Raw genomic sequence first — 25359 nt, forward strand, 5'->3', positions numbered from 1 at the left:
TTGGCGATCAAAGACAATCGCAGATCAGCGAATGCGCAACCTTTCAAGAAGCGGCAGATTTCTTTTCACGATCCCGACGGCATTTTCCTCAATTACAAAGCCCTGGGTGGGCGTTTGTCCGGTTGGAGTGCAGCTCAGCATTCTCAGCGGCACGGATGCTATTGGTTCACCTCCCCCTGGGAGTTTTGCCGCTTCCGCAGTAGCCTTGGCCAGCAACAAGGAGCGGTCAAAGAGATCCGATGGGTCCGAAAGGGCGCCGGTGCTGAAAGGATTTGCCTCGTCACGTTTGGCGATCAGAACGGGAATGACCGCGTGTCGGTCAGCAGTGCCGCCTGTCGCCCCTGCTGGGCGGCCGCACCATTCATGAGAGCGCCACCACTTCCAGGCCGCAACGGCGACGACATTGTCGCAGTCATGCTGGGACAGGATCCATCGGTGAACCTCCGTCAGCGCGGCCAGATCACCATCGGGGTTCAGGCCGGTGATGATGGCGAGCCAAAGGGACTGGTCCCTGTGAGTGGAGAGGAAGGCGGGCATATCCTTCATCTGGATGAAAGCCATGTCTTCCTGTGCCGGATACTCGTTGAAAGAGAGGCCGCCACCCGTGACCCGAAACATAAGCCATGGTTCGAATTTGCGCGGGTCGAGGGTCATGTAAATTGGACTCCCAGAAAATGCATTGACCCGGAAGGGATGGGGCCTGGTGTGGTGGAAGTAAGGCGATTTGGGGCTGATTGAACAAACCAGGCCAGCACTGTTTGCAGAGAAAAACACGAATTAGCGAGTTGCCGCCCCGTCTTTCTTCTGTTACTCCCCCGCCATTCCAGAGACCCCGGATTCGTCCGGGGTCCTTTGGTTTTGTCCGAATCCCTTGTTCGCAAGGTTCAGACATCTCAGCCGGGGATCTTCGGAGCCCTTAACCCCGGGCCGAAAAGCTGTGGAAGTCGTCACGACGGACCACAGCACTTATGGCCCAGAAGCAAACGGAAGACAGAGAACATGGCACTCAGGTCTTATAAACCTACGACGCCAGGCCAGCGCGGGCTGGTTCTGATCGACCGTTCGGAGCTGTGGAAGGGCCGTCCTGTTAAAGCGCTGACCGAAGGTCTGCGTAAAAACGGCGGCCGGAACAATACCGGACGGATTACTGTGCGCCACCAGGGCGGCGGGGCAAAGCGCCTCTATCGCGTGGTGGATTTCAAGCGCGCAAAATGGGATGTTGCAGCGACCGTTGAACGGATCGAATACGACCCCAACCGCACCGCATTCATCGCGCTGGTGCGCTATGAAGATGGTGAGCAGGCCTATATCCTCGCTCCGCAGCGTCTGGCCGTTGGTGACGCAGTCGTCGCCGGCGCCAAAGTCGACGTGAAGCCCGGCAATGCGATGCCTTTCTCGGGCATGCCGATCGGTACCATTGTGCACAACGTGGAACTGAAGCCGGGCAAAGGTGGTCAGCTGGCTCGTGCGGCAGGCACCTATGCGCAATTCGTCGGCCGTGACGGCTCCTACGCCCAGATCCGCCTCTCGTCGGGCGAGCTGCGTCTGGTCCGTCAGGAATGCATGGCGACCATCGGCGCCGTGTCGAACCCCGACAACTCGAACCAGAACTTCGGTAAAGCCGGTCGTCTGCGCCATAAAGGCGTGCGTCCGACGGTCCGTGGTGTGGCTATGAACCCGATCGACCACCCGCATGGTGGTGGTGAAGGCCGGACCTCGGGTGGTCGTCACCCGGTTACGCCCTGGGGCAAGCCCACCAAGGGCGCCCGTACGCGCACCAACTCGACGACGGACAAATACATTGTCCGCTCGCGTCACGCCAAGAAGAAAGGGCGCTGATCCATGGCACGTTCCATCTGGAAAGGCCCGTTTGTCGATGGCTATGTCCTGAAAAAGGCAGAGACCTCGCGCGCTTCGGGCAAGAACGAAGTGATCAAGATCTGGTCGCGTCGCTCGACCATCCTGCCGCAATTCGTCGGACTGACCTTCGGCGTCTATAACGGTAAGAAACACGTCCCGGTCGCCGTGACCGAGGAGATGATCGGCCAGAAATTCGGTGAATATTCGCCGACCCGTACCTATTACGGGCATGCTGCCGACAAGAAAGCCAAGAGGAAGTAAGCCATGGGTAAGGAAAAGAATCCGCGCCGCGTGGCGGAAAATGAGGCGATGGCCGTGGCTCGTATGCTGCGCACCTCGCCCCAGAAACTGAATCTGGTTGCCGGCATGATCCGCGGCAAGAAGGTTGAAAAGGCTCTGGCCGATCTGACCTTCTCGAAGCGCCGTATTGCCGGTGAAGTGAAAAAGGTTCTGCAATCCGCGATTGCCAATGCCGAGAACAACCATGGTCTCGACGTTGACAGCCTGATCGTGGCGGAAGCCTGGTGCGGCAAGAACCTGGTGATGAAGCGGGGCCGTCCGCGGGCTCGTGGTCGCTTCGGCAAGATTATGAAGCCGTTCAGCGAAATCACCATCAAGGTTCGTCAGACCGGGGAGTCGGCATAATGGGTCAGAAGGTCAATCCGATCGGCATGCGTCTCCAGGTCAACCGTACCTGGGACAGCCGCTGGTTCGCTGAATCGAAAGATTTCGGCAACCTGCTTCTGGAAGATCTCCGCATCCGCGAGTTCATCCACAAAGAAGCCAAACAGGCCGGCATCTCGAAAGTCGTCATCGAGCGTCCGCACCGCAAATGCCGCGTGACCATCTACTCGGCACGTCCGGGTGTGATCATCGGCAAAAAAGGCGCTGACATCGAGACCCTTCGCAAGAAGGTCGCCGCTTTCACCGCCTCGGAACTGCATCTGAACATCGTCGAAGTGCGCAAGCCCGAAGTCGATGCTCAGCTTGTCGCCGAGTCGATCGCACAACAGATGGAGCGTCGCGTGTCGTTCCGTCGTGCGATGAAGCGTGGCGTGCAGAACGCGATGCGCATGGGCGCCCTTGGCATCCGTGTGAACGTGGCTGGTCGTCTGGGTGGGGCGGAAATCGCGCGTACGGAATGGTACCGCGAAGGCCGTGTGCCGCTGCATACGCTCCGCGCCGATATCGACTATGCGCTGTCGGAAGCCGAAACCCCCTATGGGATCATCGGTGTGAAAGTCTGGATCTTCAAAGGCGAAATCCTTGAGCATGATCCGCAGGCCCATGATCGTCGCCTGGCAGAGGCAGCGGATGCTCCGGCACCCCGCGGTCCGCGCCGTGAGCGTGGCGACCGTGAGCGCGCGTGAGGAGTAGAGAACAATGCTGCAACCAAAGCGCACTAAATTCCGCAAGATGCACAAGGGCCGGATCTCCGGCGAGGCAAAAGGCGGTTTCCTGCTGAACTTCGGTTCCTTCGCCCTTAAAGCGACCGAGCCGGAGCGTGTGACCGCGCGTCAGATCGAAGCGGCCCGCCGCGCGATCACCCGCCACATGAAGCGTCAGGGCCGGGTCTGGATCCGCATTTTCCCGGATACCCCGGTTTCGGCCAAGCCGACCGAGGTTCGGATGGGTTCGGGTAAGGGCTCGGTCGATTACTGGGCCTGCCGCGTCAAGCCCGGTCGCATCATGTTCGAGATCGACGGCGTGAACGAGGAAATCGCTCGTGAAGCCCTGCGTCTCGGCGCGATGAAGCTGCCGGTCACCTCGCGCATCGTCGCGCGCGAAGACTGGTAAGTTCCCCGCCGCCTTCGGGTGGCAGGACTGACCGCATTGGCCCCCGGCGTGTTAGCGCCGGGGGCCTTTCGCTTTCCTGGGGGACGGGGAACCGTTTCGCCTCTGCCCGGTTGTCCGTCGCAACCGGACGGAGCCCCTGATGAATCCCGATGCCATACTGACCGCCCTGCAGGATAGCGATGTGATGGTCCCGCTGATCTGCAGCCTGATCGCGGGCGGGCTGATCGGCGCCGAACGTGAGCTGAACCGCAAGCCTGCCGGCATCCGAACCCATGCGCTTTTGTGTTTCGCGGCGGCACTGATGACGCTGATCGGGCTTCGGATGAATGAATGGGTGGTCTATCTGCCCGAGGGCACCCAGATTGTCTCGGATATGGCCAGGATGCCGCATGCCATTCTGACCGGGGTCGGCTTTCTGGGGGCGGGTGTGATCTTTCGCGAGGGCGCTTCGGTCAGGGGGCTGACCACGGCGGCCTCGCTCTGGCTGACCGCAGCGCTTGGCATCGTCTTCGGCACCGGGCTGATGGCCCTTGGTATGATCGGCGCGACGATTGCGGTGATCGTGCTGGCGGTGCTGCGGTTCTTTCAGCGGCTGGCACCGCCGCCGCCCTTCGCGCGGCTGGAGGTCGAGCTGGCGAAGGAGGGCGATCTGACCGCCGCCACGCTCAGGGATAAGTTGCGCGGCAAAGGCATCGAATGCGGCCCGATGGGGTTCAGCATGGACAGCGAGACCGGGCTGCGCCGATATGAGACGCTGATCTCGCTGCGCGACCCGACGATCCGTCCCGAGGAGATCGCAGCGATGCTGGGCGGGGCAGGGGCGTTTCACCGCTTGAGGATCGAGCCGGTCCTTTCCGAGATTGGCTGAGCGGGCGCTGCCGCGACGATCTTCCCGCCCCTGGAAATAACGGGATAAAGCTTGCCCTTTGGGCGGGGCTCCTGTATCAGGCCCCATCCACGGCTCCGGGGCGACTCGGATTCGGGGATATTTCATTGATCCACCAGGTCAAAGGTCACCCGGCCAGATGTCGGGGCCCTCTGGTGAATGTAAAAGGAAAAGGCGAATGACCGCCAAAGAACTGACCGGGAAAACCCCGGACCAGCTGCGTGACCAACTGGTCGCGCTCAAGAAAGAAGCCTTCAATCTGCGCTTCCAGCAAGCGACCAATCAGCTTGAGAACACCGCCCGCATGCGCACCGTGCGCCGCGAAGTGGCCCGTATCAAAACCGTTCTCGGCCAAAAAGCCGCTGAAGCTGCGAAGTAAGGATCAGACCCATGCCGAAGCGCATCCTGACTGGCACCGTTACCTCGGACAAGAACGAGCAGACCATCACCGTTCTCGTCGAGCGTCGTTTCAAGCACCCGCTGCTGCAAAAAACGGTCCGCAAGTCGAAGAAATACCGCGCCCATGACGCGGAAAACAAGTTCAAGGTTGGTGACACTGTTCGTATCGAAGAGTGCGCGCCGATTTCGAAGACGAAGCGTTGGACGGTGGTGGTTGAGGCCTGAGCAATCAGTCCTCTCCATACCGTTCAGCTACAACTGAGCGATACCCCGGGGCGGTTGATCGCTGTCCCCGAAGGTCGGGAGAAACCAAATGATCCAGATGCAGACCAATCTGGATGTAGCTGACAACTCCGGCGCCCGCCGGGTTCAGTGCATCAAGGTTCTGGGCGGCTCGCACCGCCGCTACGCATCCGTGGGCGACATCATCGTGGTGTCGGTCAAGGAGGCGATTCCTAAGGGTCGCGTGAAGAAGGGTGACGTGCGTAAAGCCGTCGTCGTTCGCACCGCGAAAGAAGTGTTCCGCGAAGATGGCACCGCCATCCGCTTTGACCGTAACGCCGCCGTCATCCTGAACAATCAGGGCGAGCCGGTTGGCACCCGTATCTTCGGGCCGGTCGTTCGTGAGCTGCGCGCGAAGAACTTCATGAAGATCATCTCGCTGGCGCCGGAGGTGCTGTGATATGGCTGCTAAGCTGAAAAAAGGCGACACCGTCGTCGTGTTGGCCGGCAAGGACAAGGGCAAGAAGGGCGAGATCTCGTCCGTGTCGCCCAAGGCCAATAAAGCCGTTGTCGATGGCGTGAACATCGCAATCCGTCACACCAAGCAATCCGCTGGTTCGCAAGGCGGCCGCATCCCGAAAGCGATGCCGATCGACCTGTCGAACCTTGCTCTGCTCGACAAGAACGGCAAAGCGACCCGCGTTGGCTTCCGTGAGGAAGACGGCAAGAAGGTCCGTTTCGCCAAGACCACCGGGGAGACCATCTGATATGCTCGATACCAGCGCATACACCCCGCGTCTGAAAGCCGAGTACAAGGCCAAGATCCGCGCCGCTCTGAAGGAGGAATTCTCCTATAAGAACGACATGCAGATCCCGCGCCTTGACAAGATCGTCCTGAATATGGGCGTCGGCGAAGCGGTGAAAGACACCAAGAAGGTCAAGCAGGCTGCGGAAGAGCTTTCGCAAATCGCCGGCCAGAAGGCTGTCATCACCAAGGCCAAGAAATCCATCGCAGGCTTCCGCGTTCGTGAAGAGATGCCGCTCGGCACCAAAGTCACGCTGCGCGGCGACAAGATGTATGAATTCCTTGATCGTCTGATCAACGTGGCCCTGCCCCGCGTCCGCGACTTCCGCGGCGTGAAGGCAACCTCGTTCGATGGCCGTGGCAACTATGCCATGGGCTTGAAAGAGCACATCGTTTTCCCGGAAATCGAATTCGACAAAGTCGATGAGGTTCTGGGTATGGACATCATCATCTGCACGAACGCCAAGTCGGATGCCGAAGCAAAATCGTTGCTGAAGCATTTCAACATGCCGTTCTCGGCCTGATCGCGAGGAACCTGAAACATGGCTAAGAAATCCATGGTGAACCGCGAAGTGAAGCGCGCCAAACTTGTTGAGCGTCATGCCAGCAAGCGCGCTGCACTCAAGGCGGTGATCAATGACCAAGAGAAGCCGATTGAAGAGCGCTTTGCCGCGACTCTGAAACTGGCTGAGATGCCCCGGAACTCGTCGGCGGTTCGTATCCACAACCGTTGCCAGCTGACCGGTCGCCCGCATGCTTACTACCGTAAGCTCAAACTGTCGCGGATCAAGCTGCGTGACCTGGCCTCGTTCGGCCAGATCCCCGGCATGGTCAAGTCGAGCTGGTAAGGGAGAGAGCAGATGCCTGTTAATGATCCCATCGGCGATATGCTGACCCGTATCCGTAACTCGTCGCTGCGCGGCAAGTCCACGGTTTCGACCCCGGCCTCGACCCTGCGCGCCCGCGTCCTCGACGTGCTGCTCGCAGAAGGTTACATCCGCGGTTATGAAAAGTCCGAGACCTCGAATGGTCAGGGCGAGTTCACCATCAGCCTGAAATACTACGAAGGCGAGCCGGTTATCCGCGAGTTGAAGCGGGTCTCGAAGCCGGGCCGCCGCGTGTATATGGGTGTCGAAGATCTTCCCTCGGTCCGCAATGGTCTGGGTGTGGCGATCGTCTCGACCCCGAAGGGCGTTCTGTCGGATGCAAATGCGCGCGCAGCCAATGTTGGCGGCGAAGTGCTTTGCACCGTGTTCTGAGGAGGGTTTAATGTCTCGTATCGGCAAAAAACCCGTCGACCTGGCGAAGGGCGTTACGGCGTCCGTCTCTGGTCAGACCATCGAAGTCAAGGGGCCGAAAGGCACCCGTTCCTTCACCGCTGGCGACAATGTGTCGATCACTGTTGAGGGCAATGAAGTGAAAGTCACCCCGCGTGGCCTTTCCAAAATTGCTCGTCAACAATGGGGCATGTCGCGTTCGATGATCGAAAATCTTGTGACCGGTGTGACCACCGGCTTCAAGAAAGAGATGGAAATCCAGGGCGTTGGCTACCGTGCAGCAATGCAGGGCAACATCCTGAAACTGTCTCTCGGCTTCTCGCATGAAGTGAATTTCGAAGTGCCGAAGGGGATCACCGTTACGACCCCGAAGCCCACCGAGATCACCGTCGAGGGCATTGATCAGCAGGAAGTCGGCCAGGTGGCAGCGAACATCCGCGACTGGAAGCGTCCCGAGCCCTATAAAGGCAAAGGGATCCGCTACAAGGGCGAGTTCGTCTTCCGCAAGGAAGGCAAGAAGAAGTAAGGGGCGCGAAAATGGCTTTGAACAAACGAGAGCTGTTCCTCAAGCGCCGCTTGCGCGTACGGAACAAAATCAAATCGGCGAATGCAGGTCGTCTGCGTCTCTCCGTTCACCGCTCGTCGAAAAACATCAGCGTTCAGCTGATCGACGATGTGAAGGGCGTGACCCTGGCGGCAGCATCTTCGCTGGAAAAAGAACTGGGCGTCGTTGGCAAGAACAACGTCGAAGCAGCCGCGAAAGTGGGTGCAGCGATTGCAGAACGCGCCAAAGCAGCCGGTGTCGAAGAAGTTTACTTCGACCGTGGCGGCTTCCTGTTCCATGGCAAAATCAAAGCCCTGGCAGAAGCTGCTCGCGAAGGTGGCCTGAAGTTCTGATCCTTGCGGGCCGCGTTCGCGCGGCCCCGATGATCCGGGGGTGCCTTTGTGGCACCCACCAGGATTGATTTAATCGGCGCGGCTTCACCTGCGCCATTCACGGAAAGGACTCTGTCACATGGCAGAACGTGAAAACCGCCGGGAGCGTCGTGACGACCGTCGCGAAGAGACCCCGGAATTCGCAGATCGCCTTGTCGCGATCAACCGCGTGTCGAAAACCGTCAAGGGCGGTAAGCGTTTCGGCTTTGCAGCTCTCGTCGTTGTCGGCGATCAGCGCGGCCGCGTCGGCTTCGGCAAGGGCAAGGCGAAAGAAGTGCCGGAGGCTGTCCGTAAAGCCACCGAGCAGGCCAAGCGCCAGATGATCCGTGTGCAGCTGAAAGACGCCCGCACCCTTCACCACGATATCGAGGGCCGTCACGGCGCTGGTAAAGTCGTGATGCGGACCGCTGTTGCAGGTACCGGTATCATCGCCGGCGGCCCGATGCGCGCTGTCTTCGAGATGCTCGGTGTGCAGGACGTTGTTGCGAAGTCGCTCGGCTCGCAAAACCCCTACAACATGATCCGCGCAACCTTCGAAGGCCTCTCGAAAGAGAATTCGCCGCGTTCGGTTGCTGCGCGTCGTGGCAAGAAAGTCGCCGAGATCCTGCGTAAGCCGGAAACCGAAGCGGCGGAGGGCTGAGACCATGGCTAAGAAAACCATTGTCGTCCAGCAATACGCCTCGGCCGCCCGTCGCCCGGCGATCCAGACCCAGACCCTGATCGGTCTCGGCCTCAACAAGCTGAACCGCACCCGTGAGCTGGAAGATACCCCTTCGGTTCGCGGCATGGTCAACAAGATCCCGCATCTTGTGAAGATCATCGAAGAGCGCGGCTGAGCCTCTGACGATTTCTGAAAACGCCCCGGTCCCAGCGACCGGGGCGTTTTCTTTTTGTGCCTTTGCCGCCAGGATGGCGCTGCATTACGAGAGGTTCCTGCGTGCATCTGGTGAATTTTTCCGAGCTGATGGGGCCAGACTGGCACTTTCCGGATCCCTCTTGCCAGGTGCCGGGTGTCAGCTCGGAATGCCATGTGATCCGGCCGGGCAGCCGCTCATGGGGGCTCAGGCTGAACTCCTGGTCGGCTGCACGCCGTGCGGTCAGGGCGGCACGCGCGCGGGCGGATGCGGTTCTGGTCAGCCATCTGCCCGGAGCCACGCTGCGGGTGGCGGTTCTGGCGGGGCAGGGGGCGAAACATATCGCATTTGCCTTTAACTTTACCGACCTGCCGCAGGGGCGAAAACTCCGCGCCTATCGCGCGGCGCTTTCCCGGGTCGATGAATTCGTTGTCTTCTCCAATTTCGAGCGCGACCTCTATTCGCACCATTTCGGCCTTCCGCCCGGGCGCTTCACCTTCCTGCCCTGGGCGATGGAGCCACCGCAGCCCGGCCCGGTGACCGCGCCCTTTGACCGGCCCTGGCTGGTGGCGCTTGGGGGCGAGGGGCGTGATTATCCGGCGCTTGTGCAGGCGGCGGCCCTGTGCCCTGATCTGCGGCTGGTGGTGATCGCAAGGCCCTATAACCTGGCCGGGCTGCAATTGCCGGCGAATGTGAAGGCCTTCGCCAACCTCCCTGCTGCCGAGGCCTGGGGGCTGGTGCAGGGCGCGGCCGGGATGCTCTTGCCGCTGCGCGAAGGGCGCACGCCCAATGGCCATATCACGCTGGTCGGTGCGCAGATGCTGGGGGTGCCGCTGGCGATTACCGATTCCCTTGGCGTGCGCGACTATGTCGATGCCTCGAACAGCCTCTTGCTGCCGCCCGGCGACCCGGAAGCGCTGGCCGGCGCGATGGAGCGGCTGAGCAGCGGCGGGCCGGATATCGCAGCTCTGGCCGCGCGGGCGCAGGCAGCGGCGCTGACCCGCAGCGCCCCGCGCGTCTGGTGCGACTGGTTTGCTGCCAAAGCGCGGGGCGCTGAGCCGGCTTACTCTGCCTGAGGTTCGGATGTTGCCTCTGGCGCGTTTTCGGGCGCACCCTCTGGCGCGGGCGTCACGGGGCCTTCTACCGTCGACTCGATAAAGATCGAGTATTTCCTGTCCTCATCGCCCATATCCGGCGCGAAAAGCGGGAAAGGTTCGACCGCGCGGATCTGCAGCATGGCGAAATTGTCATGCTGGATATTGCCCGAGCTTTCAAGAACCGCGCTGCCGACCAGTCTGCCATCCGAACCGATGGTGAACTGAACCCCGGTGCGGAACGTGCCGACCGCCCCGGCCTGTTGCAGCGCCAGGGTGTTCATCTTGACGGCGTTGATGTGGGCCACCACCGCCGCCGAATATTCGGCCTCGGTCCTGGGGGCGGCGGCGGGCGGTGCCTCGGATATGGTGGCCGTTTCGGGCGCGGCGTTTCCCTCCCCGGCATTGGTCTCCTGGGCCCTGGCGGCCAGGGGCGCGACCAGAATCAGGCCGCTGGCGATGAGGGGGACAAACAGCGAGCGGGTAAGCGAGGCAGTCATGGCTGGTCCTGAAAAATGGCCCGGAAAAGGGCGGGGCCGGAGGGAGGATTGACCGTGCCGCGCTTTCCGGCCGGGCGCCAGCTTTGATGCCGGGCTTGCCAGGGGCTGGGTGGTGGTCTATAGGCGCCACCGTGGCCCAGAGGGCTGCGACTCACAACCAAGAAATGCCGTGTTGGCCCCAATCCGTCGCAGGGGGGTCGTTCCGGCCAGGAGTATGCGACATGAAACTGAATGAACTTCGCGATAATGACGGCGCCGCCCGCAAGAAAAAGCGCGTGGCGCGCGGCCCGGGTTCGGGCAAAGGCAAAACCGCAGGGCGCGGTATCAAGGGTCAGAAATCCCGTTCGGGCGTGGCCATTGGTGGATATGAAGGCGGCCAGATGCCGCTCTATCGCCGTCTGCCCAAGCGTGGCTTCTCGAAGCCGAACGCAAAAGAATATGCCGTCGTCAATCTGGGCCTGATCGAGAAATTCATCGGTCTGGGCAAGCTCGACATCAAGGCCGAAATCAATGAGGACGCGCTGGTTGCAGCGGGCCTGACGTCGAACAAGCGTGACGGGATCCGCATCCTGAACAAGGGCGAGATCAAATCGGCTGTCAAACTGAACGTGACCGGCGCTTCGGCGGCGGCTGTCGAGGCCATCAAGGCCGCCGGTGGCTCGATCACTGTGAAGGCAGAAGCTGCGGCTGAATAAGCCAACAAAGCGGTTGTGAGCGGCGGTTTCGTCGCTTACATCTCCACTCAGTTTTCCTGCGCCGCCGGATCGGAGAACGGTCCGGCGGCGCTGTCCATGAAAGAGACCGGAAATGGCATCTGCCGCAGAGCAAATGGCCGCCAACCTCTCCTGGGGGGCTTTGGCCAAGGCGACCGATCTTCGCCAACGCATCTTCTTTACCATCGGCCTGCTGATCATCTATCGGCTTGGCACCTATATCCCGGTGCCCGGCATCGAGGGTGAGGCGCTCAAGCGCACCTGGGCCGAGGTGGGGCAGGGCATCGGCGGGATGCTGAACCTGTTCACCGGCGGCGCCATGAGCCGGATGGGCATCTTTGCCCTAGGCATCATGCCCTATATTTCGGCCTCGATCATCGTCCAGCTTCTGGGCACGATGTATGAGCCCTGGAAGAACCTCAAGAAAGAGGGCGAGCTGGGCCGCAAGAAGCTGAACCAGTATACCCGCTACGGCACCGTGCTGCTGGCGGTCTTCCAGGCCTATGGTATCGGTGCCTCGCTGCAGGCAGGCGATCTTGCACATAACCCCGGCTGGTTCTTTATCGCCGGCGTGGTGATCACGCTGGTCGGCGGCACCATGTTCCTGATGTGGCTGGGCGAGCAGATCACCGCCCGCGGCATCGGCAACGGCATCTCGCTGATCATCTTTGTCGGCATCGTCGCCGAGATCCCGGCCGCGCTGATGAACTTCCTTGCACAGGGCCGTTCGGGTGCCATCTCGACGCCGGTGATCCTGGGCGTGATCGTCCTGATCATCGCCGTGATCGCCTTCGTGGTGTTCATGGAGCGCGCGCTTCGCAAGATCCATATCCAGTATCCGCGCCGTCAGGTGGGGATGAAGGTCTATGACGGCGGCTCCTCGCATCTGCCGATCAAGGTCAACCCGGCCGGCGTTATCCCGGCGATCTTTGCCTCGTCGATCCTGCTCCTGCCGACCACCATCGGCACCTTTTCGGGGAGCACCACCAACCCGGTGATCAGCTGGATCTCGTTGTATCTGAGTTACGGCACCCCGCTTCATGCGCTGGCGCTGGCGCTGCTGATCGTCTTCTTCAGCTATTTCTACACCCATAATGTCAGCTTCAAGGTTGATGAGGTGGCCGAGAATCTGAAGACGCAAAACGGGTTCATCCCGGGCATCCGCCCCGGCAAAAAGACCGAGGAATACCTGACCTATGTGACCAACCGGGTGCTGGTTCTGGGTGCCACCTATCTGGCCGCCGTCTGCCTGCTGCCGGAATTCCTGATCGCCAATCTCGGTCTGCCCTTCTACTTTGGTGGTACTTCGGTTCTGATCGTGGTTTCGGTTACGATGGACACGATCAACCAGGTTCAGTCCCATTTGCTGGCGCATCAATATGAGAGCCTGATCGAGAAGTCGCAGCTGCGCGGCAAACGCAAGACCGGGCCGCGCGCTCCGGCGCGTCGCTAAGGGGAGAGGCCCGCACGCGCAGGCGTGCAGACCCGAGGGAAAGGAAACGCATTGGCGAAGAACATCATCCTGCTTGGCCCCCCCGGGGCCGGCAAAGGCACCCAGGCCAAGCGGCTCGTTGATGAGCGCGGCATGGTCCAGCTTTCGACCGGCGACATGCTTCGTGCGGCCAAAAGCTCGGGCACCGAGATGGGCAAAAAGGTCGCCGCGATCATGGATGCCGGGCAGTTGGTGACCGATGAGATCGTGATCGGCCTGATTGCCGAGAAACTGGATCAGGGCGCGGTTGGCGGGTTCATCTTTGATGGCTTCCCGCGCACTCTGGGTCAGGCCGATGCTCTGGGGCGTCTGTTGGCCGAAAAAGGCGCTGCTCTCGATGCGGTGATCGAGCTGATCGTCGATGACGAGGCGCTGGTCGGTCGGATCGTGAAGCGCGCCGAAGAGGCTGCGAGCGCCGGCGAGCCGGTGCGCCCCGATGACAATCCCGAGGTCTTTGCCCGCCGTCTGCGCGAGTATTATAAGCAGACCGCGCCGCTGATTGGTTATTACTATGCCAAAGGCGGTCTGGTGCAGGTCGATGGCATGGTCGCCATGGAGAGGGTTGCCGGCGCCATTGCGAAAGTTCTTGACAAGGCATGAAAATGCGGCGCGGGGCCTTGACCCGCAGGGAATTTGACCATATTGCACAGTGTCCCGGGGTGGAATCACCGCTCCGGGGTTTCCCTTTTCGGGAAGATCGAATCGGCCGGGACAGATTTGCTGGCCGGTTGTGAAAAAAGGTTCTGGAGCTACGGAACCGCAACGAAAGGAATATACGCGTGGCACGTATTGCTGGCGTCAACATCCCCACCAATAAGCGCATTCCGATCGCGCTTCAGTATATCACCGGCATCGGCCCGCATGTCGCAGAGCAGATCTGCGCCGCGCTGAACATCGACCGCGCCCGCCGCGTCAATGAGCTGTCGGATGCCGAAGTGCTCGCGATCCGCGAACATATCGACGCGAACTTCACCGTCGAGGGCGACCTGCGCCGTGAAGTTTCGATGAACATCAAGCGCCTGATGGATCTTGGCTGCTATCGCGGCCTGCGCCATCGTCGCGGTCTCCCGGTGCGCGGTCAGCGGACCCACACCAACGCTCGTACCCGCAAAGGCCCCGCAAAGGCCATCGCTGGCAAGAAGAAGTAAGGGGAGGCCTGACACATGGCACGTGATCCGAAAGCCGCCCGTGGTGGCAAGCGTAAAGAGCGCAAGAACATCGCCGCCGGCGTTGCTCATGTGAACTCGTCGTTCAACAATACCAAAATCCTGATCTCGGATGTTCAGGGCAACGCCATCTCCTGGTCGTCGGCCGGGACCATGGGCTTCAAGGGTTCGCGCAAATCGACCCCTTACGCTGCCCAGATGGCTGCCGAAGACGCCGGCCGTAAGGCACAGGAACATGGCGTGAAGACGCTGGAAGTCGAAGTTCAGGGCCCGGGTTCGGGTCGCGAATCGGCTCTGCGCGCTCTGTCGGCCATTGGTCTGACCATCACCTCGATCCGCGACGTGACGCCTTTGGCACATAATGGCTGCCGCCCGCCCAAGCGTCGCCGCGTCTGATCTTTTGAGACCAAGACCGGGCCGTGCTTTCGCATGGCCCGGTTATTCCTGTTTGACGGGTTCATTGTCCGAAATCCGTTAAAGACCCTCGGGCGCCGCGCTTCGACCGGAACATGGAAGCGATGGCAGGTATGGAGGCATAAGCATGATCCACAAGAACTGGCAGGAACTGATCAAGCCGACGCAGCTGGTCGTGAAGCCCGGGAATGACGCCTCGCGCGTCGCCACGGTCATCGCCGAGCCGCTGGAGCGGGGCTTTGGCCTGACGCTCGGCAACGCGCTGCGCCGCGTGCTGCTGTCGTCGCTGCAAGGCGCTGCGATCACCAGCGTTCAGATCGACAATGTCCTGCATGAGTTCTCCTCGGTGCCGGGCGTCCGCGAGGATGTCACCGATATCGTTCTGAACCTCAAAGGCGTTTCGCTGAAGATGGATGTCGAGGGGCCGAAGCGCCTGTCGATCTCGGCGCGCGGCCCGGGCGTTGTGACTGCGGCTTCGATCTCCGAGACCAACGGCATCGAAGTGCTGAACAAGGACCATGTGATCTGCCACCTCGACGATGGTGCGGACGTGTTCATGGAACTGACGGTGAATACCGGCAAGGGCTATGTCTCGGCCGATAAGAACCGCCCGGAAGATGCGCCGATCGGTCTGATCCCGATTGACGCGATCTACTCGCCGGTCAAGCGCGTGTCTTACGAAGTGCAGCCGACCCGTGAGGGCCAGGTGCTGGACTATGACAAGCTGACGATGAAGGTTGAAACCGATGGCTCGCTGACGCCGGATGACGCCGTGGCCTATGCCGCGCGCATTCTGCAAGACCAGCTGGCGGTGTTCGTGAACTTCGACGAGCCGGAAGCGGCGCGGGCGGGCGAAGTGGATTCGGGTCTCGAATTCAACCCGCTTCTGCTGAAGAAGGTCGACGAGCTGGAACTGTCGGTGCGTTCGGCGAACTGCCTGAAGAACGACAATATCGTCTATATCGGCGATCTGATCCAGAAGACCGAAGCCGAGATGCTGCGCACCCCGAACTTCGGCCGCAAATCGCTGAACGAGATCAAGGAAGTGCTTTCGGGCATGGGCCTGCATCTCGGGATGGAAGTCGAAGACTGGCCGCCGGAAAACATCGAAGATCTTGCCAAGCGGTTCGAGGACCAGTTCTGAACCGCCGCGCTGACTGGCGGAAGGCCGGTTGACTGAACAGGCCGGGGGCTAAGGCCCCCCGGACCCCCCGCCGCCCGCTTTGTGTTTGAGGGCAGCGTTGAACTCCCGGGCAATTCCGCCCCAACGACGTCGGCCCAACGCAGGCCGGCAACACAAAGTAAAAACGCTATAGGAGAGACCCATGCGTCACGCCCGCGGCTATCGTCGCCTCAACCGCACCCATGAGCACCGCAAGGCGCTTTTCTCGAACATGGCCGGCTCGCTGATCGAGCATGAGCAGATCAAGACCACGCTTCCGAAAGCGAAGGAACTGCGTCCGATCGTCGAGAAGCTGATCACCCTGGCCAAGCGTGGCGATTTGCACGCCCGTCGTCAGGCTGCTGCAGCGCTGAAAGAAGACAAAGACGTCGAAAAGCTGTTCGCGATCCTGGGCCCGCGCTACAAGGACCGTCAGGGCGGCTATATCCGCGTGTTGAAAGCCGGTTTCCGTTATGGCGACATGGCTCCGATGGCGATCATCGAGTTTGTCGACCGTGATACCTCGGCCAAAGGCGCGGCTGACCGTGCCCGCCTGGAAGCTGCCGAAGAGTGATTTCGGATCGCTGATCCGCTTTTGGATCAGGATTGCGCAAAGCCCGCCGTCTAGGCGGGCTTTGTCATTTCCGGCTCGCGCCCTGCTCCGCAGCATGTGATCAGCGGGGTCGCTGTGGGGCCGTTGTGGGGCGGGGGGCAAGGGTTCATAGTCGCGCCATCTGTCAGCAATACCGGAGTTCCGATATGCGCAAATCCTGCCGTATCGCCCTTCTTGTGCCGGCGCTGGTTGCCGGTCTGATCTCTTCGCCGCCATTGGCCGAGACCCGGCTGCCCGCCGATCAGGGTGAGATCGCAATGTCTTTCTCGCCCGTGGTGAAACAGGCCTCGCCGGCGGTGGTGAATATCTATGTCCGCCAGATGGTTGAGACGCGACGCAGCCCCTTTGCCGGGGATCCGTTCTTTGAGCAGTTCTTCCAGGGCATGGGCCAGGATTTCGGCCCGGCGCGGAGACGGATAGAGAATTCTCTGGGCTCGGGGGTGATCGTTTCGCCGGACGGGATCGTGGTGTCGAATTACCATGTCACCGGCGAGGCGACCGACATTCGGGTGATCCTTTCTGACCGGCGGGAATACCCGGCGAAGGTGCTGCTTTCCGACCGGCAAAGTGATCTGGCGGTGCTGAAGATCGACGCGGATGCACCGCTGCCGGCGCTGGAGATCGGCAGGAGCGAGGCGCTGGAGGTCGGCGATCTGGTGCTGGCAATCGGCAATCCGTTCGGGGTCGGGCAGACGGTCAGCTCGGGCATCGTCTCGGGGCTGGCACGCTCGGCTCTGCAGGTGGGCGATGGCTCGGGCTATTTCATCCAGACCGATGCGCCGATCAATCCGGGCAATTCTGGCGGCGCGCTGGTCGATATGGCGGGGCGGCTGATCGGCATCAATTCGGCGATCGTGACGACTTCGGGCGGCTCGAACGGGATTGGATTCGCGATTCCCTCGGATCTGGTGGCGAAGGTGGTGGACGAGGCGCGGAGTGGCGCTGCCACATTCACCCGGCCCTGGGCGGGGATCTCCGGCCAGGTCGTTGACGGTGCCATGGCCGGGGCGATGGGGATGGCGCTGCCGCAGGGCGTGCTGATCTCGGATCTGCATCCGCAAAGCCCCTTTGCCGGGGCCGGGCTGGTCGAAGGCGATGTGGTTCTCAGCCTTGCCGGCCAGGCGATCAACTCGCCGCAGGAATTCGTCTACCGGCTTTCGGTCATCGGCGTGGGCCAGGCGGTGCCGGTGGCCTATATCCATGACGGGGCGGAGCTTGCGGCCCAGGTGACGCTTGGCCCGGCCCCCGACAGCCCGGATCGCGAGGCGCTGACTTTGGGACCGCAGGCAGGGATTGCCGGCCTGTCGCTGGCGCGGATCAACCCCTCGCTGATCCAGGAATATGGCCTCGCGCTGAAAGATGAGGGCGTGCTGGTCACCGGCGTCACCGGAATTGCCGCCGCTACCGGGCTGCAGCCCGGCGATGTCATCCTCACGCTGAATGACCAGCCGGTGATGGTGCCGGGCGATGTCCAGGCGGTGGCTGAGATCGGCGCGCGGCGCTGGCAGGTTGATCTGATCCGCCAGGGCCAGCCGCTGCGTCTGCGCTTCCGGCTCTGAGCGCTTCATGCGAAGCTGTTTCTATGGCCGATCTTTTCGATTCCCCTGATTCCGGCGCGGCCGGGCGCAAAACCGCAGGTCACGAGGCCCCGCGCCCGCTGGCTGACCGGCTGCGGCCGCAGAGCCTGTCCGAGGTGATCGGGCAGGAGCATGTTCTCTCGCCCGAAGGGCCGCTGGGCGCGATGCTGGCGGCAGGCAGCCTGTCGTCGCTGATCCTTTGGGGGCCGCCCGGGGTGGGCAAGACCACCATAGCGCGGTTGCTGGCCGATCAGACCGAGATGGCCTTCGTGCAGATTTCGGCGATTTTCACCGGGGTGCCGGAGCTGAGGAAGGTGTTCGAGTCGGCAAAGATCCGGCGCGGCAACGGGCAGGGGACGCTTTTATTCGTCGACGAGATCCACCGTTTCAACAAGGCACAGCAGGACGGATTCCTGCCCTGGATGGAGGATGGCACCATCCTTCTGGTCGGCGCCACCACCGAGAACCCGTCTTTCGAGCTGAACGCGGCGCTCCTGTCGCGCTCGCAGGTGATCGTGCTGGAGCGGCTCAGCCTTGCCGATCTTGAACGCATGAGCCAGCGGGCCGAGCGGGAACTGGGCCGCGCGCTGCCGCTCTCCGGTGAGGCGCGCGATGCCATGCTGGAAATGGCTGATGGCGACGGGCGGGCGCTATTGAACCTGATCGAGCAGGTCGCGGCCTGGAAAATCGCACAGCCTTTGTCGCGGGATGAGCTGTCAAAGCGCCTGATGCGCCGTGCCGCGCGCTATGACAAATCCGGGGATGAGCATTACAATCTCATCTCGGCGCTGCATAAATCGGTGCGGGGGTCTGATCCGGATGCCGCGCTTTACTGGTATGCGCGGATGCTGGAAGGCGGCGAAGATCCGCGTTTTCTGGCGCGGCGGTTCACCCGGATGGCGGTCGAGGATATCGGTCTGGCCGATCCCCAGGCACAATCGGTCTGCCTTGACGCCTGGAACACCTATGAGCGGCTCGGCTCGCCCGAGGGCGAACTGGCGCTGGCCAATGCGGTGGTCTATCTGGCGCTGGCGCCGAAATCTAACGGGGTCTATGTGGCCTATAAGGCCGCGCGGGTGCTGGCGAAAGAGACCGGCAGCCAGATGCCGCCGCGCCATATCCTCAATGCTCCGACAAAGCTGATGAAGGAAATCGGCTATGGCACCGGCTATAATTACGACCATGATGCCGAGGACGGTTTTTCGGGGCAGGATTATTTCCCCGAAGGCATGACGCGCCCGGTGCTCTATAACCCGCCCGAACGCGGGTTTGAGCGTGAGCTGAAAAAGCGAATCGACTATTTCGCAAAGCTGCGGCAGCGGCGCCAGGGTGGATGACGGGCTTGACCTGTTAACACTGACAGGCCATCTGGCCGCAGGAACACATAAAGGTGCGACCCATGCTGGACGAGGCCGACGACATTCATCCGCTGTTTTACGGCGCGCCGAAATCGACCGAATTCCGCAAATTGCGCAAACGTCTGGTGCAACAGGTGCGCGATGCCATCGACACCTATGGCATGATCCAGCCCGGCACACGCTGGCTGGTTTGTCTCTCGGGCGGGAAAGACAGCTATACGCTGCTGGCGGTGCTGCATGAGCTGAAATGGCGCGGTCTGCTGCCGGTCGATCTGCTGGCCTGCAATCTTGACCAGGGCCAGCCGGGATTCCCTTCGACCGTGCTGCCGGAGTTTCTCGCGAAAATGGGGGTCGAGCACCGGGTCGAATATCAGGACACCTATTCGGTGGTGACCTCAAAGATCAAGCCGGGCGGGACGATGTGTTCGCTGTGCTCGCGGCTAAGGCGCGGAAATCTTTACCGGATCGCGCGTGAAGAGGGCTGTTCGGCCGTGGTGCTGGGGCATCACCGCGACGATATTCTCGAGACATTTTTCATGAATCTCTTCCATGGCGGGCGGCTGGCTTCGATGCCGCCGAAACTGGTTAACGAAGAGGGCGACCTGTTCCTGTACCGCCCGCTGGCCTTCGTGGCCGAGGCCGATTGCGACCGTTTCGCCCGCGCGATGAACTATCCGATCATCCCCTGCGACCTCTGCGGCAGCCAGGAAGGGCTGCAACGCGCCCAGGTGAAAAAGCTGCTGGATGACTGGGAAACCCGCGCGCCCGGCCGCCGCCAGGTGATGTTCCGCGCATTGATGAATGTGCGTCCTTCGCATCTTGCCGATCCCGGCATCTTCGATTTTCTCGGGCTGATGACGGGTGAACCCGGAGAAGTTGAGGAAAATGCGAAGCATCTTCGTCTCCCGGATTAAGAAAGCCCATACCGGTTTCGCCAATCCTGTTCTGCGATGGCCAGGCGCCATGACAGAAGAGGGTTCGGTATGTCGGTTCTTCAGCACTCTGCCCGCAACCACAGGTATCTGAAGCTTCTTGGCTGCTTCCGGCGGCCGGAGTTTCTTTTGTTCCTGCCGGCGATCACGCTGGGCGGCTACTGGCTGGGGGGGGAGCGGGCGCTGATCTTCCTCGCGCTCGGCTTGCCGCTGATCATCGCAATTGCCGGGCCGGACCCGACGCGCTCGCCGGTGCCGCAGGCCGATGGTGATGAGGGCAGTTCGCTGCAGCGCGCCATTGCCGCGATGAACCGGATGCTGCCGCAGGTCTCGGATAACGGGCGCAATACCGCCTGTATGATCGTGCAGTTCGACAATATGGCCAATACGCTGGAACGCCATGGCCGCGCCGCGCATACCGAGGTGCTGGAACGCGCGACAGACCGCATCCGCGGCGCGCTGCGGGCCGGGGATATCGTGACCAATCCGCTGGGTGCTTCGGCGGTCGTGGTGCTCTCGCCGGTCCGGCGGCTGGATCTGGAAAGCATGGTTCAGCTTTGCGCGCGGTTGCAGGATGCGGTGGCCGAGCCGATTTCCCTTGGTGGCGCAAGGCTTTACATAACCTGTTCGATCGGGTTCTGCATCGGCGGCTGCTCGCCCGAGGCGACGGGGCGCTCGCTGCTCGATGCCGCCCAGGCGGCGGCGGATGAGGCCTTTGGTCATGGTCCGGGGGCGATCCGGGCCTTTTCCCGCGACATGGCAGAGCGCAGCGTGATCCGCGCCGCTTTGCGCGACGATCTGGAAGAGGCGCTCGACAAGGGCGAGATCCGCGCCTGGTTCCAGCCGCAGATCTCCACCGATACGGGCGAGATTTCCGGGCTTGAGGCACTGGCACGCTGGCATCATCCCATGCGCGGCGTGCTGTCGCCCGCCGAATTCCTGCCGCTGGTCGAAAGCAGCGATCTGAGCGACAGGCTGAGCGAGGCCATGCTGTCGCATGCCCTGGTCGCGCTGAAGGACTGGGACAAGGCGGGGCTGCAGGTGCCCACCGTCTCGGTCAATTTCTCGGCGGCCGAGCTGCGCAACCCGCGCCTGCCCGACCGCATCCGCTGGGAGCTGGAGCGGTTCGACCTGAAACCGGCGCGTCTGACGGTGGAGATTCTGGAAACCGTGGTCGCCCAGGCCGAAAATGATGTGATCGTCTCGAATATCGCGCAGCTGGCGGCGATGGGCTGTGGCATTGACCTTGACGATTTCGGCACCGGCCATGCCTCGATCTCGACCATCCGGCGCTTTACCGTGCGCCGGCTGAAGATCGACCGCAGCTTTGTCACCCGGGTGGATCAGGATCGCGATCAGCAGCGCATGGTTTCGGCGATCATCTCGCTGGCGGACCGTCTGGGGCTGGAAACCCTGGCCGAAGGGGTGGAGACCGCGAGCGAGCATTCGATGCTGTCGCAGCTCGGCTGCCGGTTCGTGCAGGGCTATGGAATCGAGAGGCCACTGAACCCGGAAGACGCGCTCGAATGGATCCGCAAGCACCAGAACCGCCCCGACCGCATCCCGAGGATCGGCGCGCGCGGCCGCTAGGCCTCCGCCGGCGGACGGCGCCGGGCCGGAACCGGGATTTGCGATGGGCATGACAGGGGCTTCCCCGTCCCGGACCAAAGGCCTGCCCACCCTTTCCGCAGACAAGCCTGCCAGCCGCCCGGGGCCCGTCAGACCAGGCGAATCCGCGTGATCGGGGCGCAGCCGGCAGGCTTTTCAGGCGAAACCGCTTGACCTTTCGCCCCCCCTTCTGTTGAAGACCGCTGATCCTTCCTTACATGCGGCAGCGGTTCAGAATATGGACGAGAACAACAACAAGAACCTCATTCTCGCCATGGTGCTCAGCGCTTTGGTCATCCTGGTGTGGTTCTGGCTCTTCCCTCCCCCCGAAACCCCGGCCCCGGTCGAGACCGCGACGACCGAACAGACCGGCACCCCCGCGCCGGAAACCGCCGGGGCAGCCACCTCTGAACCCGTGCCCGAGGCGCCGCGCCTGCGGGTCGACACGCCGCAGCTTGAGGGCTCGATCTCGCTGCGCGGTGGCCGCATCGATGATCTGCGTCTGAAAAACTACCGTGAGACCATCGAAAAAGATTCGCCCATCGTCCGCCTGCTGACCCCGCAGGGTGAGCCCGGCGCTTATTTTGCGCTGTTCGGCTGGCGCCCGGCCGGTTCGCTGGCCGAAGGCGATGTGCCTGGCGCCCAGACCGAATGGACCCCGGTGACCGATGGCGCGCTCTCGCCAGGCCGGCCGGTGAAACTGATCTGGGACAATGGCAAAGGGCTGACCTTCACCCGCGAGATCGCGGTGGATGAGGAATTCATGTTCACCGTCAACGAGACGGTGGCGAATAGTGGCACCGGCGACGCGTCGATGTTCTATTACGGCCAGATCCAGCGCTACGGCCTGCCGGCCAATATGAAGGGCTTCTTCATCCTGCATGAAGGTGCCATTTCCCGCGCCGGTGGCGAACTGACCGAGACGACCTATAAGAACATCGTTGCCCTTGACCCGGTCGAGCGCGAGGCCGCCCCGGCCAGCGTCGTCGAGGCTGCGGATGGCGGCTGGATCGGTTTCACCGATCACTACTGGATGTCGGTTCTGGTGCCGGAACAGGGCAAGCCGATCACCCAGGTGACGAAATACATCGCGTCGCATGATCTCTACCTGACCGAGGCGCGCCAGCCGGCCGTCATCGTAACGCCTGGTCAAAGCTTCACCACCTCGACCCGCTTCTTCGCCGGTGCCAAGGAATGGGAGGCGATCCGCGACTATCAGAACGAGCCCGGCGCCGTTTCCCGCCTTTTCGGCGCGAATGTTGACGAGGCGCGCGCGCCGATCCCGGGCTTTATCGATTCGATTGACTGGGGCTGGTTCTACTTTCTCACCAAACCGATCTTTGCGCTGCTGCACTGGATCCATGGCCTGATCGGCAATATGGGCCTCGCGATCATCGCGCTGACCTTCGTGCTGAAGCTGATCGTGCTGCCGTTGGCCTATAAATCCTATGTCTCGATGGCGCGGATGAAAGAGCTGCAGCCCGAGATGGAGGCGCTGAAAGAGCGTGCTGGCGACGACAAGCAACGGTTGCAAAAGGAGATGCTGCAGCTTTACCGCGACAAGAAGGTCAATCCGGCGGCCGGCTGTCTGCCGATCCTGATTCAGATCCCGATCTTCTTCTCGCTCTATAAGGTGATTTTTGTCACCATCGAATTGCGTCACGCACCGTTCTTCGGCTGGCTGCGCGATCTCTCGGCGCCTGATCCTTCGTCTCTGTTCAACCTCTTTGGGGCGCTGCCCTGGGATGCGCCGGTGGCGGGCTCGCTCCTGCATCTGGTGTTCATCGGTGTTCTGCCGATCCTCCTGGGCATCACCATGTGGCTGCAGCAAAAGCTGAACCCGGCCCCCACCGATCCGGTTCAGGCCTCGATTTTCGCCTGGATGCCCTGGGTGTTCATGTTCATGCTGGGCGGTTTCGCCTCGGGCCTGGTGGTGTACTGGATCACCAACAACATCATCACCTTCAGCCAGCAATATATCATCATGCGCAGCCATGGGCATAAGCCGGATCTCTTCGGCAATATCCTCTCGGGCTTTCGCAAGAAAGAGGCTGCGGCCAATGCCAACAAAGCGCCGGCGGGTAAGCTGGCCGACAAAGGTGGTGCGAAAAAGAAATGACCGGTGAAGGGCGCCTCGCGCAGATCTTCCGTCATCCGATCAAGGCCCACGGACGCGAGGAACTCGCGTCCGTTCGGCTGTCGGAAGGTGAGGCGATGCCCTGGGACCGGCATTGGGCGGTCGCGCATGACCTGTCGAAATTCGACCCCGGGGCGCCCTCCTGGATGCCCTGCATCAACTTCCAGCGCGCGGCGCGCAGCCCTTCGCTGATGGCGATCGAGGCGCGCTTCGATGCGGTTTCGGGAGAGATGCAGCTGACCCATCCGGAGCTGGCGCCGCTGCGCTTTAACCCGGAAACCGAGGGGCAAAAGCTGATCGACTGGGTGTTGCCGATCAGTCCGCAATTGCGGTTCCGGCCGGTGGCGCTGGTGCGGGCGCCGGGACGGGCGATGACCGATACCGCCTGGCCCAGCATCTCGATCAAGAATCTGGCATCGAATCTGGCGCTCGGGAAAAAGATGAAGCGCGACCTCTCGATTCATCGCTGGCGCGGCAATCTCTGGATCGACGGCTTTGCGGCCTGGGAAGAGATGACCTGGATCGGGCGGCGGCTGCGGATCGGCGCCACGATGCTGGAGATTCGCGAGCGGGTGGGGCGCTGTCGCGCCACCATGTCGAATCCGGAAACCGGGCAGGTCGATGCAGATACGCTGGATGCGCTGATGGAGACGGTCGGCGTCCAGGATTTCGGAGTTTTCGGTGTCGTGCTTGAGGGCGGTGAGATCCGTGCCGGCGACAGGGTCGAGGTGCTGGTATGACGATGACATTCACCCTCGCGCCGGAGCCGGAAGACGGGGCGCGCGAGACCGGGCGCCTGCTTTTCGCGGGGCCGGTCGATTTTGTGAAAGGTGTTACGACCATGGCGGCGCTGCCGCCGGCCGACCGGGTCGAGGTCTGCTTTGCCGGGCGCTCGAATGTTGGGAAATCGAGCCTGATCAATGCACTGACCACGCGAAAAAATCTTGCCCGGGCCTCGAATACGCCTGGACGGACACAGGAAATCAACTTCTTCGATCTGGGGGAAAGCCGCTATCTGGTCGACCTTCCGGGTTATGGTTTTGCCGAGGCACCGGTCGCGATTGTGCGCAAATGGCAGGAGTTGCTGAAGGCTTATCTCGCTGGCCGCCAGACGCTTCGCCGTGCTTTTGTGCTGATCGACACCCGGCATGGGGTGAAATCGGTCGATGACGAGATCATGGGTCTGCTTGACCGCTCGGCGGTGACATTTCAGGTCGTGATGACCAAGGCCGATAAGGTCAATCTCGCCACGCGTGAGGCCAATATCGCGCAGGTGATGCAGGCCCTGCAAAAGCACCCCGCAGCCTATCCCGAAATTATCGTCACAAGTTCCGAGAAGGGCGAGGGGGTCGAGACCCTTCGCGCCGTGATCGCAACGCTGGAATAGGCGCCGGTTTCTGGACAGAAACCGGACCGGAGTTTTCAAAACTCCGGGGCTTTTTGCTGCGGTTTCGTATCTGCTTCCCATTCCTTGCTTCTGGCCGGCCATGGTCGCTGTGGATGATTTTCCGTTGACAGGTTTGCTCAACTGTACAATTGTACTTATGTGCAAAAAAT

Annotated in this window: 34 protein-coding genes; 32 read left to right on the forward strand and 2 right to left on the reverse strand. The window is 61.8% G+C overall.

The features are described 5' to 3' along the window. Positions 1–24: 24 nt before the first annotated feature. Positions 25–654: a hypothetical protein gene (locus DRF71_RS18195; RefSeq protein WP_112311930.1), complete on the reverse strand. Its 630-nt coding sequence runs from the start codon at positions 652–654 to the stop codon at positions 25–27. A gap of 345 nt (positions 655–999) precedes the next feature. On the opposite strand from DRF71_RS18195, the gene rplB reads away from it, so the two are divergent. The 18 genes from rplB (at position 1000) to DRF71_RS18285 (ending at position 10112) form a co-directional block, all read left to right on the forward strand. After that, entirely contained in the window at positions 1000–1839 is an 840-nt protein-coding gene (rplB, locus tag DRF71_RS18200; RefSeq protein ID WP_112311931.1) for a 50S ribosomal protein L2, read from the forward strand. Positions 1840–1842: 3 nt separating this feature from the next. Then, positions 1843–2121: a 30S ribosomal protein S19 gene (rpsS, locus tag DRF71_RS18205; protein WP_112311932.1), complete on the forward strand. Its 279-nt coding sequence runs from the start codon at positions 1843–1845 to the stop codon at positions 2119–2121. A 3-nt stretch (positions 2122–2124) separates the two neighbouring features. Then, complete coding sequence (gene rplV, locus DRF71_RS18210; protein WP_112311933.1) at positions 2125–2505, forward strand: 50S ribosomal protein L22; 381 nt, start codon at positions 2125–2127, stop codon at positions 2503–2505. Then, on the forward strand, positions 2505–3230 hold the full coding sequence (rpsC, locus tag DRF71_RS18215) for a 30S ribosomal protein S3 (RefSeq protein ID WP_112311934.1): 726 nt from the start codon (positions 2505–2507) through the stop codon (positions 3228–3230). The genes rplV and rpsC overlap by 1 nt, the downstream gene beginning before the upstream one ends. Before the next feature lie 13 nt (positions 3231–3243). Then, a complete protein-coding gene (gene rplP / locus DRF71_RS18220) occupies positions 3244–3657 on the forward strand; it encodes a 50S ribosomal protein L16 (protein WP_112311935.1) in 414 nt (137 codons plus the stop codon). A 139-nt stretch (positions 3658–3796) separates the two neighbouring features. Beyond that, positions 3797–4525, forward strand: coding sequence for an MgtC/SapB family protein (locus DRF71_RS18225; RefSeq protein ID WP_232831571.1), 729 nt, complete (start codon positions 3797–3799; stop codon positions 4523–4525). A 196-nt stretch (positions 4526–4721) separates the two neighbouring features. Next, positions 4722–4922, forward strand: a complete 201-nt coding sequence (gene rpmC / locus DRF71_RS18230) for a 50S ribosomal protein L29 (RefSeq protein WP_112311936.1) — start codon at positions 4722–4724, stop codon at positions 4920–4922. 11 nt (positions 4923–4933) lie between these two features. After that, positions 4934–5167: a 30S ribosomal protein S17 gene (gene rpsQ, locus DRF71_RS18235; RefSeq protein ID WP_112311937.1), complete on the forward strand. Its 234-nt coding sequence runs from the start codon at positions 4934–4936 to the stop codon at positions 5165–5167. 88 nt (positions 5168–5255) lie between these two features. Beyond that, entirely contained in the window at positions 5256–5624 is a 369-nt protein-coding gene (gene rplN / locus DRF71_RS18240) for a 50S ribosomal protein L14 (protein ID WP_112311938.1), read from the forward strand. A 1-nt stretch (position 5625) separates the two neighbouring features. Then, positions 5626–5931, forward strand: coding sequence for a 50S ribosomal protein L24 (gene rplX, locus DRF71_RS18245; protein ID WP_112311939.1), 306 nt, complete (start codon positions 5626–5628; stop codon positions 5929–5931). A 1-nt stretch (position 5932) separates the two neighbouring features. Then, positions 5933–6493: a 50S ribosomal protein L5 gene (gene rplE, locus DRF71_RS18250; RefSeq protein WP_112311940.1), complete on the forward strand. Its 561-nt coding sequence runs from the start codon at positions 5933–5935 to the stop codon at positions 6491–6493. An 18-nt stretch (positions 6494–6511) separates the two neighbouring features. Next, entirely contained in the window at positions 6512–6817 is a 306-nt protein-coding gene (rpsN, locus tag DRF71_RS18255; RefSeq protein WP_112311941.1) for a 30S ribosomal protein S14, read from the forward strand. A gap of 12 nt (positions 6818–6829) precedes the next feature. Continuing rightward, entirely contained in the window at positions 6830–7228 is a 399-nt protein-coding gene (rpsH, locus tag DRF71_RS18260; RefSeq protein ID WP_112311942.1) for a 30S ribosomal protein S8, read from the forward strand. A 10-nt stretch (positions 7229–7238) separates the two neighbouring features. Next, a complete protein-coding gene (gene rplF / locus DRF71_RS18265) occupies positions 7239–7772 on the forward strand; it encodes a 50S ribosomal protein L6 (RefSeq protein ID WP_112311943.1) in 534 nt (177 codons plus the stop codon). A gap of 11 nt (positions 7773–7783) precedes the next feature. After that, on the forward strand, positions 7784–8143 hold the full coding sequence (gene rplR / locus DRF71_RS18270; protein ID WP_112311944.1) for a 50S ribosomal protein L18: 360 nt from the start codon (positions 7784–7786) through the stop codon (positions 8141–8143). Positions 8144–8261: 118 nt separating this feature from the next. Continuing rightward, entirely contained in the window at positions 8262–8822 is a 561-nt protein-coding gene (gene rpsE, locus DRF71_RS18275) for a 30S ribosomal protein S5 (protein WP_112311945.1), read from the forward strand. A 4-nt stretch (positions 8823–8826) separates the two neighbouring features. Continuing rightward, entirely contained in the window at positions 8827–9018 is a 192-nt protein-coding gene (gene rpmD / locus DRF71_RS18280; RefSeq protein WP_112311946.1) for a 50S ribosomal protein L30, read from the forward strand. 101 nt (positions 9019–9119) lie between these two features. Next, positions 9120–10112: a glycosyltransferase family protein gene (locus DRF71_RS18285; protein WP_112311947.1), complete on the forward strand. Its 993-nt coding sequence runs from the start codon at positions 9120–9122 to the stop codon at positions 10110–10112. Here the strand turns inward: DRF71_RS18285 and DRF71_RS18290 are convergent. Beyond that, positions 10100–10630: a TonB C-terminal domain-containing protein gene (locus tag DRF71_RS18290; protein ID WP_112311948.1), complete on the reverse strand. Its 531-nt coding sequence runs from the start codon at positions 10628–10630 to the stop codon at positions 10100–10102. The two genes, DRF71_RS18285 and DRF71_RS18290, sit on opposite strands and share 13 nt — an antisense overlap. A 221-nt stretch (positions 10631–10851) precedes the next feature. Between DRF71_RS18290 and rplO the strand changes: the two genes are divergently transcribed. From rplO to yihA, 14 genes are all read left to right on the forward strand, one after another. Further along, positions 10852–11325, forward strand: a complete 474-nt coding sequence (rplO, locus tag DRF71_RS18295) for a 50S ribosomal protein L15 (RefSeq protein WP_112311949.1) — start codon at positions 10852–10854, stop codon at positions 11323–11325. 112 nt (positions 11326–11437) lie between these two features. Continuing rightward, on the forward strand, positions 11438–12796 hold the full coding sequence (gene secY / locus DRF71_RS18300) for a preprotein translocase subunit SecY (RefSeq protein ID WP_112311950.1): 1359 nt from the start codon (positions 11438–11440) through the stop codon (positions 12794–12796). A 51-nt stretch (positions 12797–12847) separates the two neighbouring features. Next, positions 12848–13435, forward strand: coding sequence for an adenylate kinase (locus DRF71_RS18305; RefSeq protein WP_112311951.1), 588 nt, complete (start codon positions 12848–12850; stop codon positions 13433–13435). A 179-nt stretch (positions 13436–13614) separates the two neighbouring features. Continuing rightward, the gene (gene rpsM / locus DRF71_RS18310) at positions 13615–13983 is read left to right on the forward strand and encodes a 30S ribosomal protein S13 (RefSeq protein ID WP_112311952.1); all 369 of its coding nucleotides are present in this window, start codon (positions 13615–13617) and stop codon (positions 13981–13983) included. A 15-nt stretch (positions 13984–13998) separates the two neighbouring features. Beyond that, positions 13999–14397, forward strand: coding sequence for a 30S ribosomal protein S11 (rpsK, locus tag DRF71_RS18315; RefSeq protein ID WP_092899195.1), 399 nt, complete (start codon positions 13999–14001; stop codon positions 14395–14397). A 145-nt stretch (positions 14398–14542) separates the two neighbouring features. Then, complete coding sequence (locus tag DRF71_RS18320; RefSeq protein WP_112311953.1) at positions 14543–15559, forward strand: DNA-directed RNA polymerase subunit alpha; 1017 nt, start codon at positions 14543–14545, stop codon at positions 15557–15559. Between the two features lie 181 nt (positions 15560–15740). After that, positions 15741–16151 (forward strand): 50S ribosomal protein L17, encoded by a 411-nt coding sequence (gene rplQ / locus DRF71_RS18325; protein WP_112311954.1) that lies wholly within the window; start codon positions 15741–15743, stop codon positions 16149–16151. A gap of 185 nt (positions 16152–16336) precedes the next feature. Then, entirely contained in the window at positions 16337–17749 is a 1413-nt protein-coding gene (locus DRF71_RS18330; RefSeq protein ID WP_112311955.1) for a trypsin-like peptidase domain-containing protein, read from the forward strand. A gap of 23 nt (positions 17750–17772) precedes the next feature. Beyond that, complete coding sequence (locus DRF71_RS18335; protein WP_112311956.1) at positions 17773–19104, forward strand: replication-associated recombination protein A; 1332 nt, start codon at positions 17773–17775, stop codon at positions 19102–19104. 62 nt (positions 19105–19166) lie between these two features. Further along, positions 19167–20039, forward strand: coding sequence for a tRNA 2-thiocytidine(32) synthetase TtcA (ttcA, locus tag DRF71_RS18340; protein ID WP_112311957.1), 873 nt, complete (start codon positions 19167–19169; stop codon positions 20037–20039). A 69-nt stretch (positions 20040–20108) separates the two neighbouring features. After that, a complete protein-coding gene (locus tag DRF71_RS18345) occupies positions 20109–21647 on the forward strand; it encodes a putative bifunctional diguanylate cyclase/phosphodiesterase (protein WP_112311958.1) in 1539 nt (512 codons plus the stop codon). A gap of 256 nt (positions 21648–21903) precedes the next feature. Next, positions 21904–23784, forward strand: coding sequence for a membrane protein insertase YidC (gene yidC / locus DRF71_RS18350; protein ID WP_112311959.1), 1881 nt, complete (start codon positions 21904–21906; stop codon positions 23782–23784). Then, a complete protein-coding gene (locus DRF71_RS18355; protein ID WP_112311960.1) occupies positions 23781–24542 on the forward strand; it encodes an MOSC domain-containing protein in 762 nt (253 codons plus the stop codon). The genes yidC and DRF71_RS18355 overlap by 4 nt, the downstream gene beginning before the upstream one ends. Continuing rightward, positions 24539–25189, forward strand: a complete 651-nt coding sequence (yihA, locus tag DRF71_RS18360; RefSeq protein WP_112311961.1) for a ribosome biogenesis GTP-binding protein YihA/YsxC — start codon at positions 24539–24541, stop codon at positions 25187–25189. The genes DRF71_RS18355 and yihA overlap by 4 nt, the downstream gene beginning before the upstream one ends. Positions 25190–25359: the final 170 nt, after the last annotated feature.

Origin of the sequence: Pseudogemmobacter bohemicus, from assembly GCF_003290025.1 — a bacterium.
Lineage (GTDB): Bacteria > Pseudomonadota > Alphaproteobacteria > Rhodobacterales > Rhodobacteraceae > Pseudogemmobacter > Pseudogemmobacter bohemicus.

Excerpts from the sequence above, each read along its gene's own strand:
- DRF71_RS18195 (WP_112311930.1), bottom strand. The coding sequence starts at position 654 with ATGACCCTCGACCCGCGCAAATTCGAACCATGGCTTATGTTTCGGGTC.
- rplB (WP_112311931.1), top strand. The coding sequence starts at position 1,000 with ATGGCACTCAGGTCTTATAAACCTACGACGCCAGGCCAGCGCGGGCTG.
- rpsS (WP_112311932.1), top strand. The coding sequence starts at position 1,843 with ATGGCACGTTCCATCTGGAAAGGCCCGTTTGTCGATGGCTATGTCCTG.
- rplV (WP_112311933.1), top strand. The coding sequence starts at position 2,125 with ATGGGTAAGGAAAAGAATCCGCGCCGCGTGGCGGAAAATGAGGCGATG.
- rpsC (WP_112311934.1), top strand. The coding sequence starts at position 2,505 with ATGGGTCAGAAGGTCAATCCGATCGGCATGCGTCTCCAGGTCAACCGT.
- rplP (WP_112311935.1), top strand. The coding sequence starts at position 3,244 with ATGCTGCAACCAAAGCGCACTAAATTCCGCAAGATGCACAAGGGCCGG.
- DRF71_RS18225 (WP_232831571.1), top strand. The coding sequence starts at position 3,797 with ATGAATCCCGATGCCATACTGACCGCCCTGCAGGATAGCGATGTGATG.
- rpmC (WP_112311936.1), top strand. The coding sequence starts at position 4,722 with ATGACCGCCAAAGAACTGACCGGGAAAACCCCGGACCAGCTGCGTGAC.
- rpsQ (WP_112311937.1), top strand. The coding sequence starts at position 4,934 with ATGCCGAAGCGCATCCTGACTGGCACCGTTACCTCGGACAAGAACGAG.
- rplN (WP_112311938.1), top strand. The coding sequence starts at position 5,256 with ATGATCCAGATGCAGACCAATCTGGATGTAGCTGACAACTCCGGCGCC.
- rplX (WP_112311939.1), top strand. The coding sequence starts at position 5,626 with ATGGCTGCTAAGCTGAAAAAAGGCGACACCGTCGTCGTGTTGGCCGGC.
- rplE (WP_112311940.1), top strand. The coding sequence starts at position 5,933 with ATGCTCGATACCAGCGCATACACCCCGCGTCTGAAAGCCGAGTACAAG.
- rpsN (WP_112311941.1), top strand. The coding sequence starts at position 6,512 with ATGGCTAAGAAATCCATGGTGAACCGCGAAGTGAAGCGCGCCAAACTT.
- rpsH (WP_112311942.1), top strand. The coding sequence starts at position 6,830 with ATGCCTGTTAATGATCCCATCGGCGATATGCTGACCCGTATCCGTAAC.
- rplF (WP_112311943.1), top strand. The coding sequence starts at position 7,239 with ATGTCTCGTATCGGCAAAAAACCCGTCGACCTGGCGAAGGGCGTTACG.
- rplR (WP_112311944.1), top strand. The coding sequence starts at position 7,784 with ATGGCTTTGAACAAACGAGAGCTGTTCCTCAAGCGCCGCTTGCGCGTA.
- rpsE (WP_112311945.1), top strand. The coding sequence starts at position 8,262 with ATGGCAGAACGTGAAAACCGCCGGGAGCGTCGTGACGACCGTCGCGAA.
- rpmD (WP_112311946.1), top strand. The coding sequence starts at position 8,827 with ATGGCTAAGAAAACCATTGTCGTCCAGCAATACGCCTCGGCCGCCCGT.
- DRF71_RS18290 (WP_112311948.1), bottom strand. The coding sequence starts at position 10,630 with ATGACTGCCTCGCTTACCCGCTCGCTGTTTGTCCCCCTCATCGCCAGC.
- rplO (WP_112311949.1), top strand. The coding sequence starts at position 10,852 with ATGAAACTGAATGAACTTCGCGATAATGACGGCGCCGCCCGCAAGAAA.
- secY (WP_112311950.1), top strand. The coding sequence starts at position 11,438 with ATGGCATCTGCCGCAGAGCAAATGGCCGCCAACCTCTCCTGGGGGGCT.
- rpsK (WP_092899195.1), top strand. The coding sequence starts at position 13,999 with ATGGCACGTGATCCGAAAGCCGCCCGTGGTGGCAAGCGTAAAGAGCGC.
- DRF71_RS18320 (WP_112311953.1), top strand. The coding sequence starts at position 14,543 with ATGATCCACAAGAACTGGCAGGAACTGATCAAGCCGACGCAGCTGGTC.
- rplQ (WP_112311954.1), top strand. The coding sequence starts at position 15,741 with ATGCGTCACGCCCGCGGCTATCGTCGCCTCAACCGCACCCATGAGCAC.
- DRF71_RS18330 (WP_112311955.1), top strand. The coding sequence starts at position 16,337 with ATGCGCAAATCCTGCCGTATCGCCCTTCTTGTGCCGGCGCTGGTTGCC.
- DRF71_RS18335 (WP_112311956.1), top strand. The coding sequence starts at position 17,773 with ATGGCCGATCTTTTCGATTCCCCTGATTCCGGCGCGGCCGGGCGCAAA.
- ttcA (WP_112311957.1), top strand. The coding sequence starts at position 19,167 with ATGCTGGACGAGGCCGACGACATTCATCCGCTGTTTTACGGCGCGCCG.
- DRF71_RS18345 (WP_112311958.1), top strand. The coding sequence starts at position 20,109 with ATGTCGGTTCTTCAGCACTCTGCCCGCAACCACAGGTATCTGAAGCTT.
- yidC (WP_112311959.1), top strand. The coding sequence starts at position 21,904 with ATGGACGAGAACAACAACAAGAACCTCATTCTCGCCATGGTGCTCAGC.
- DRF71_RS18355 (WP_112311960.1), top strand. The coding sequence starts at position 23,781 with ATGACCGGTGAAGGGCGCCTCGCGCAGATCTTCCGTCATCCGATCAAG.
- yihA (WP_112311961.1), top strand. The coding sequence starts at position 24,539 with ATGACGATGACATTCACCCTCGCGCCGGAGCCGGAAGACGGGGCGCGC.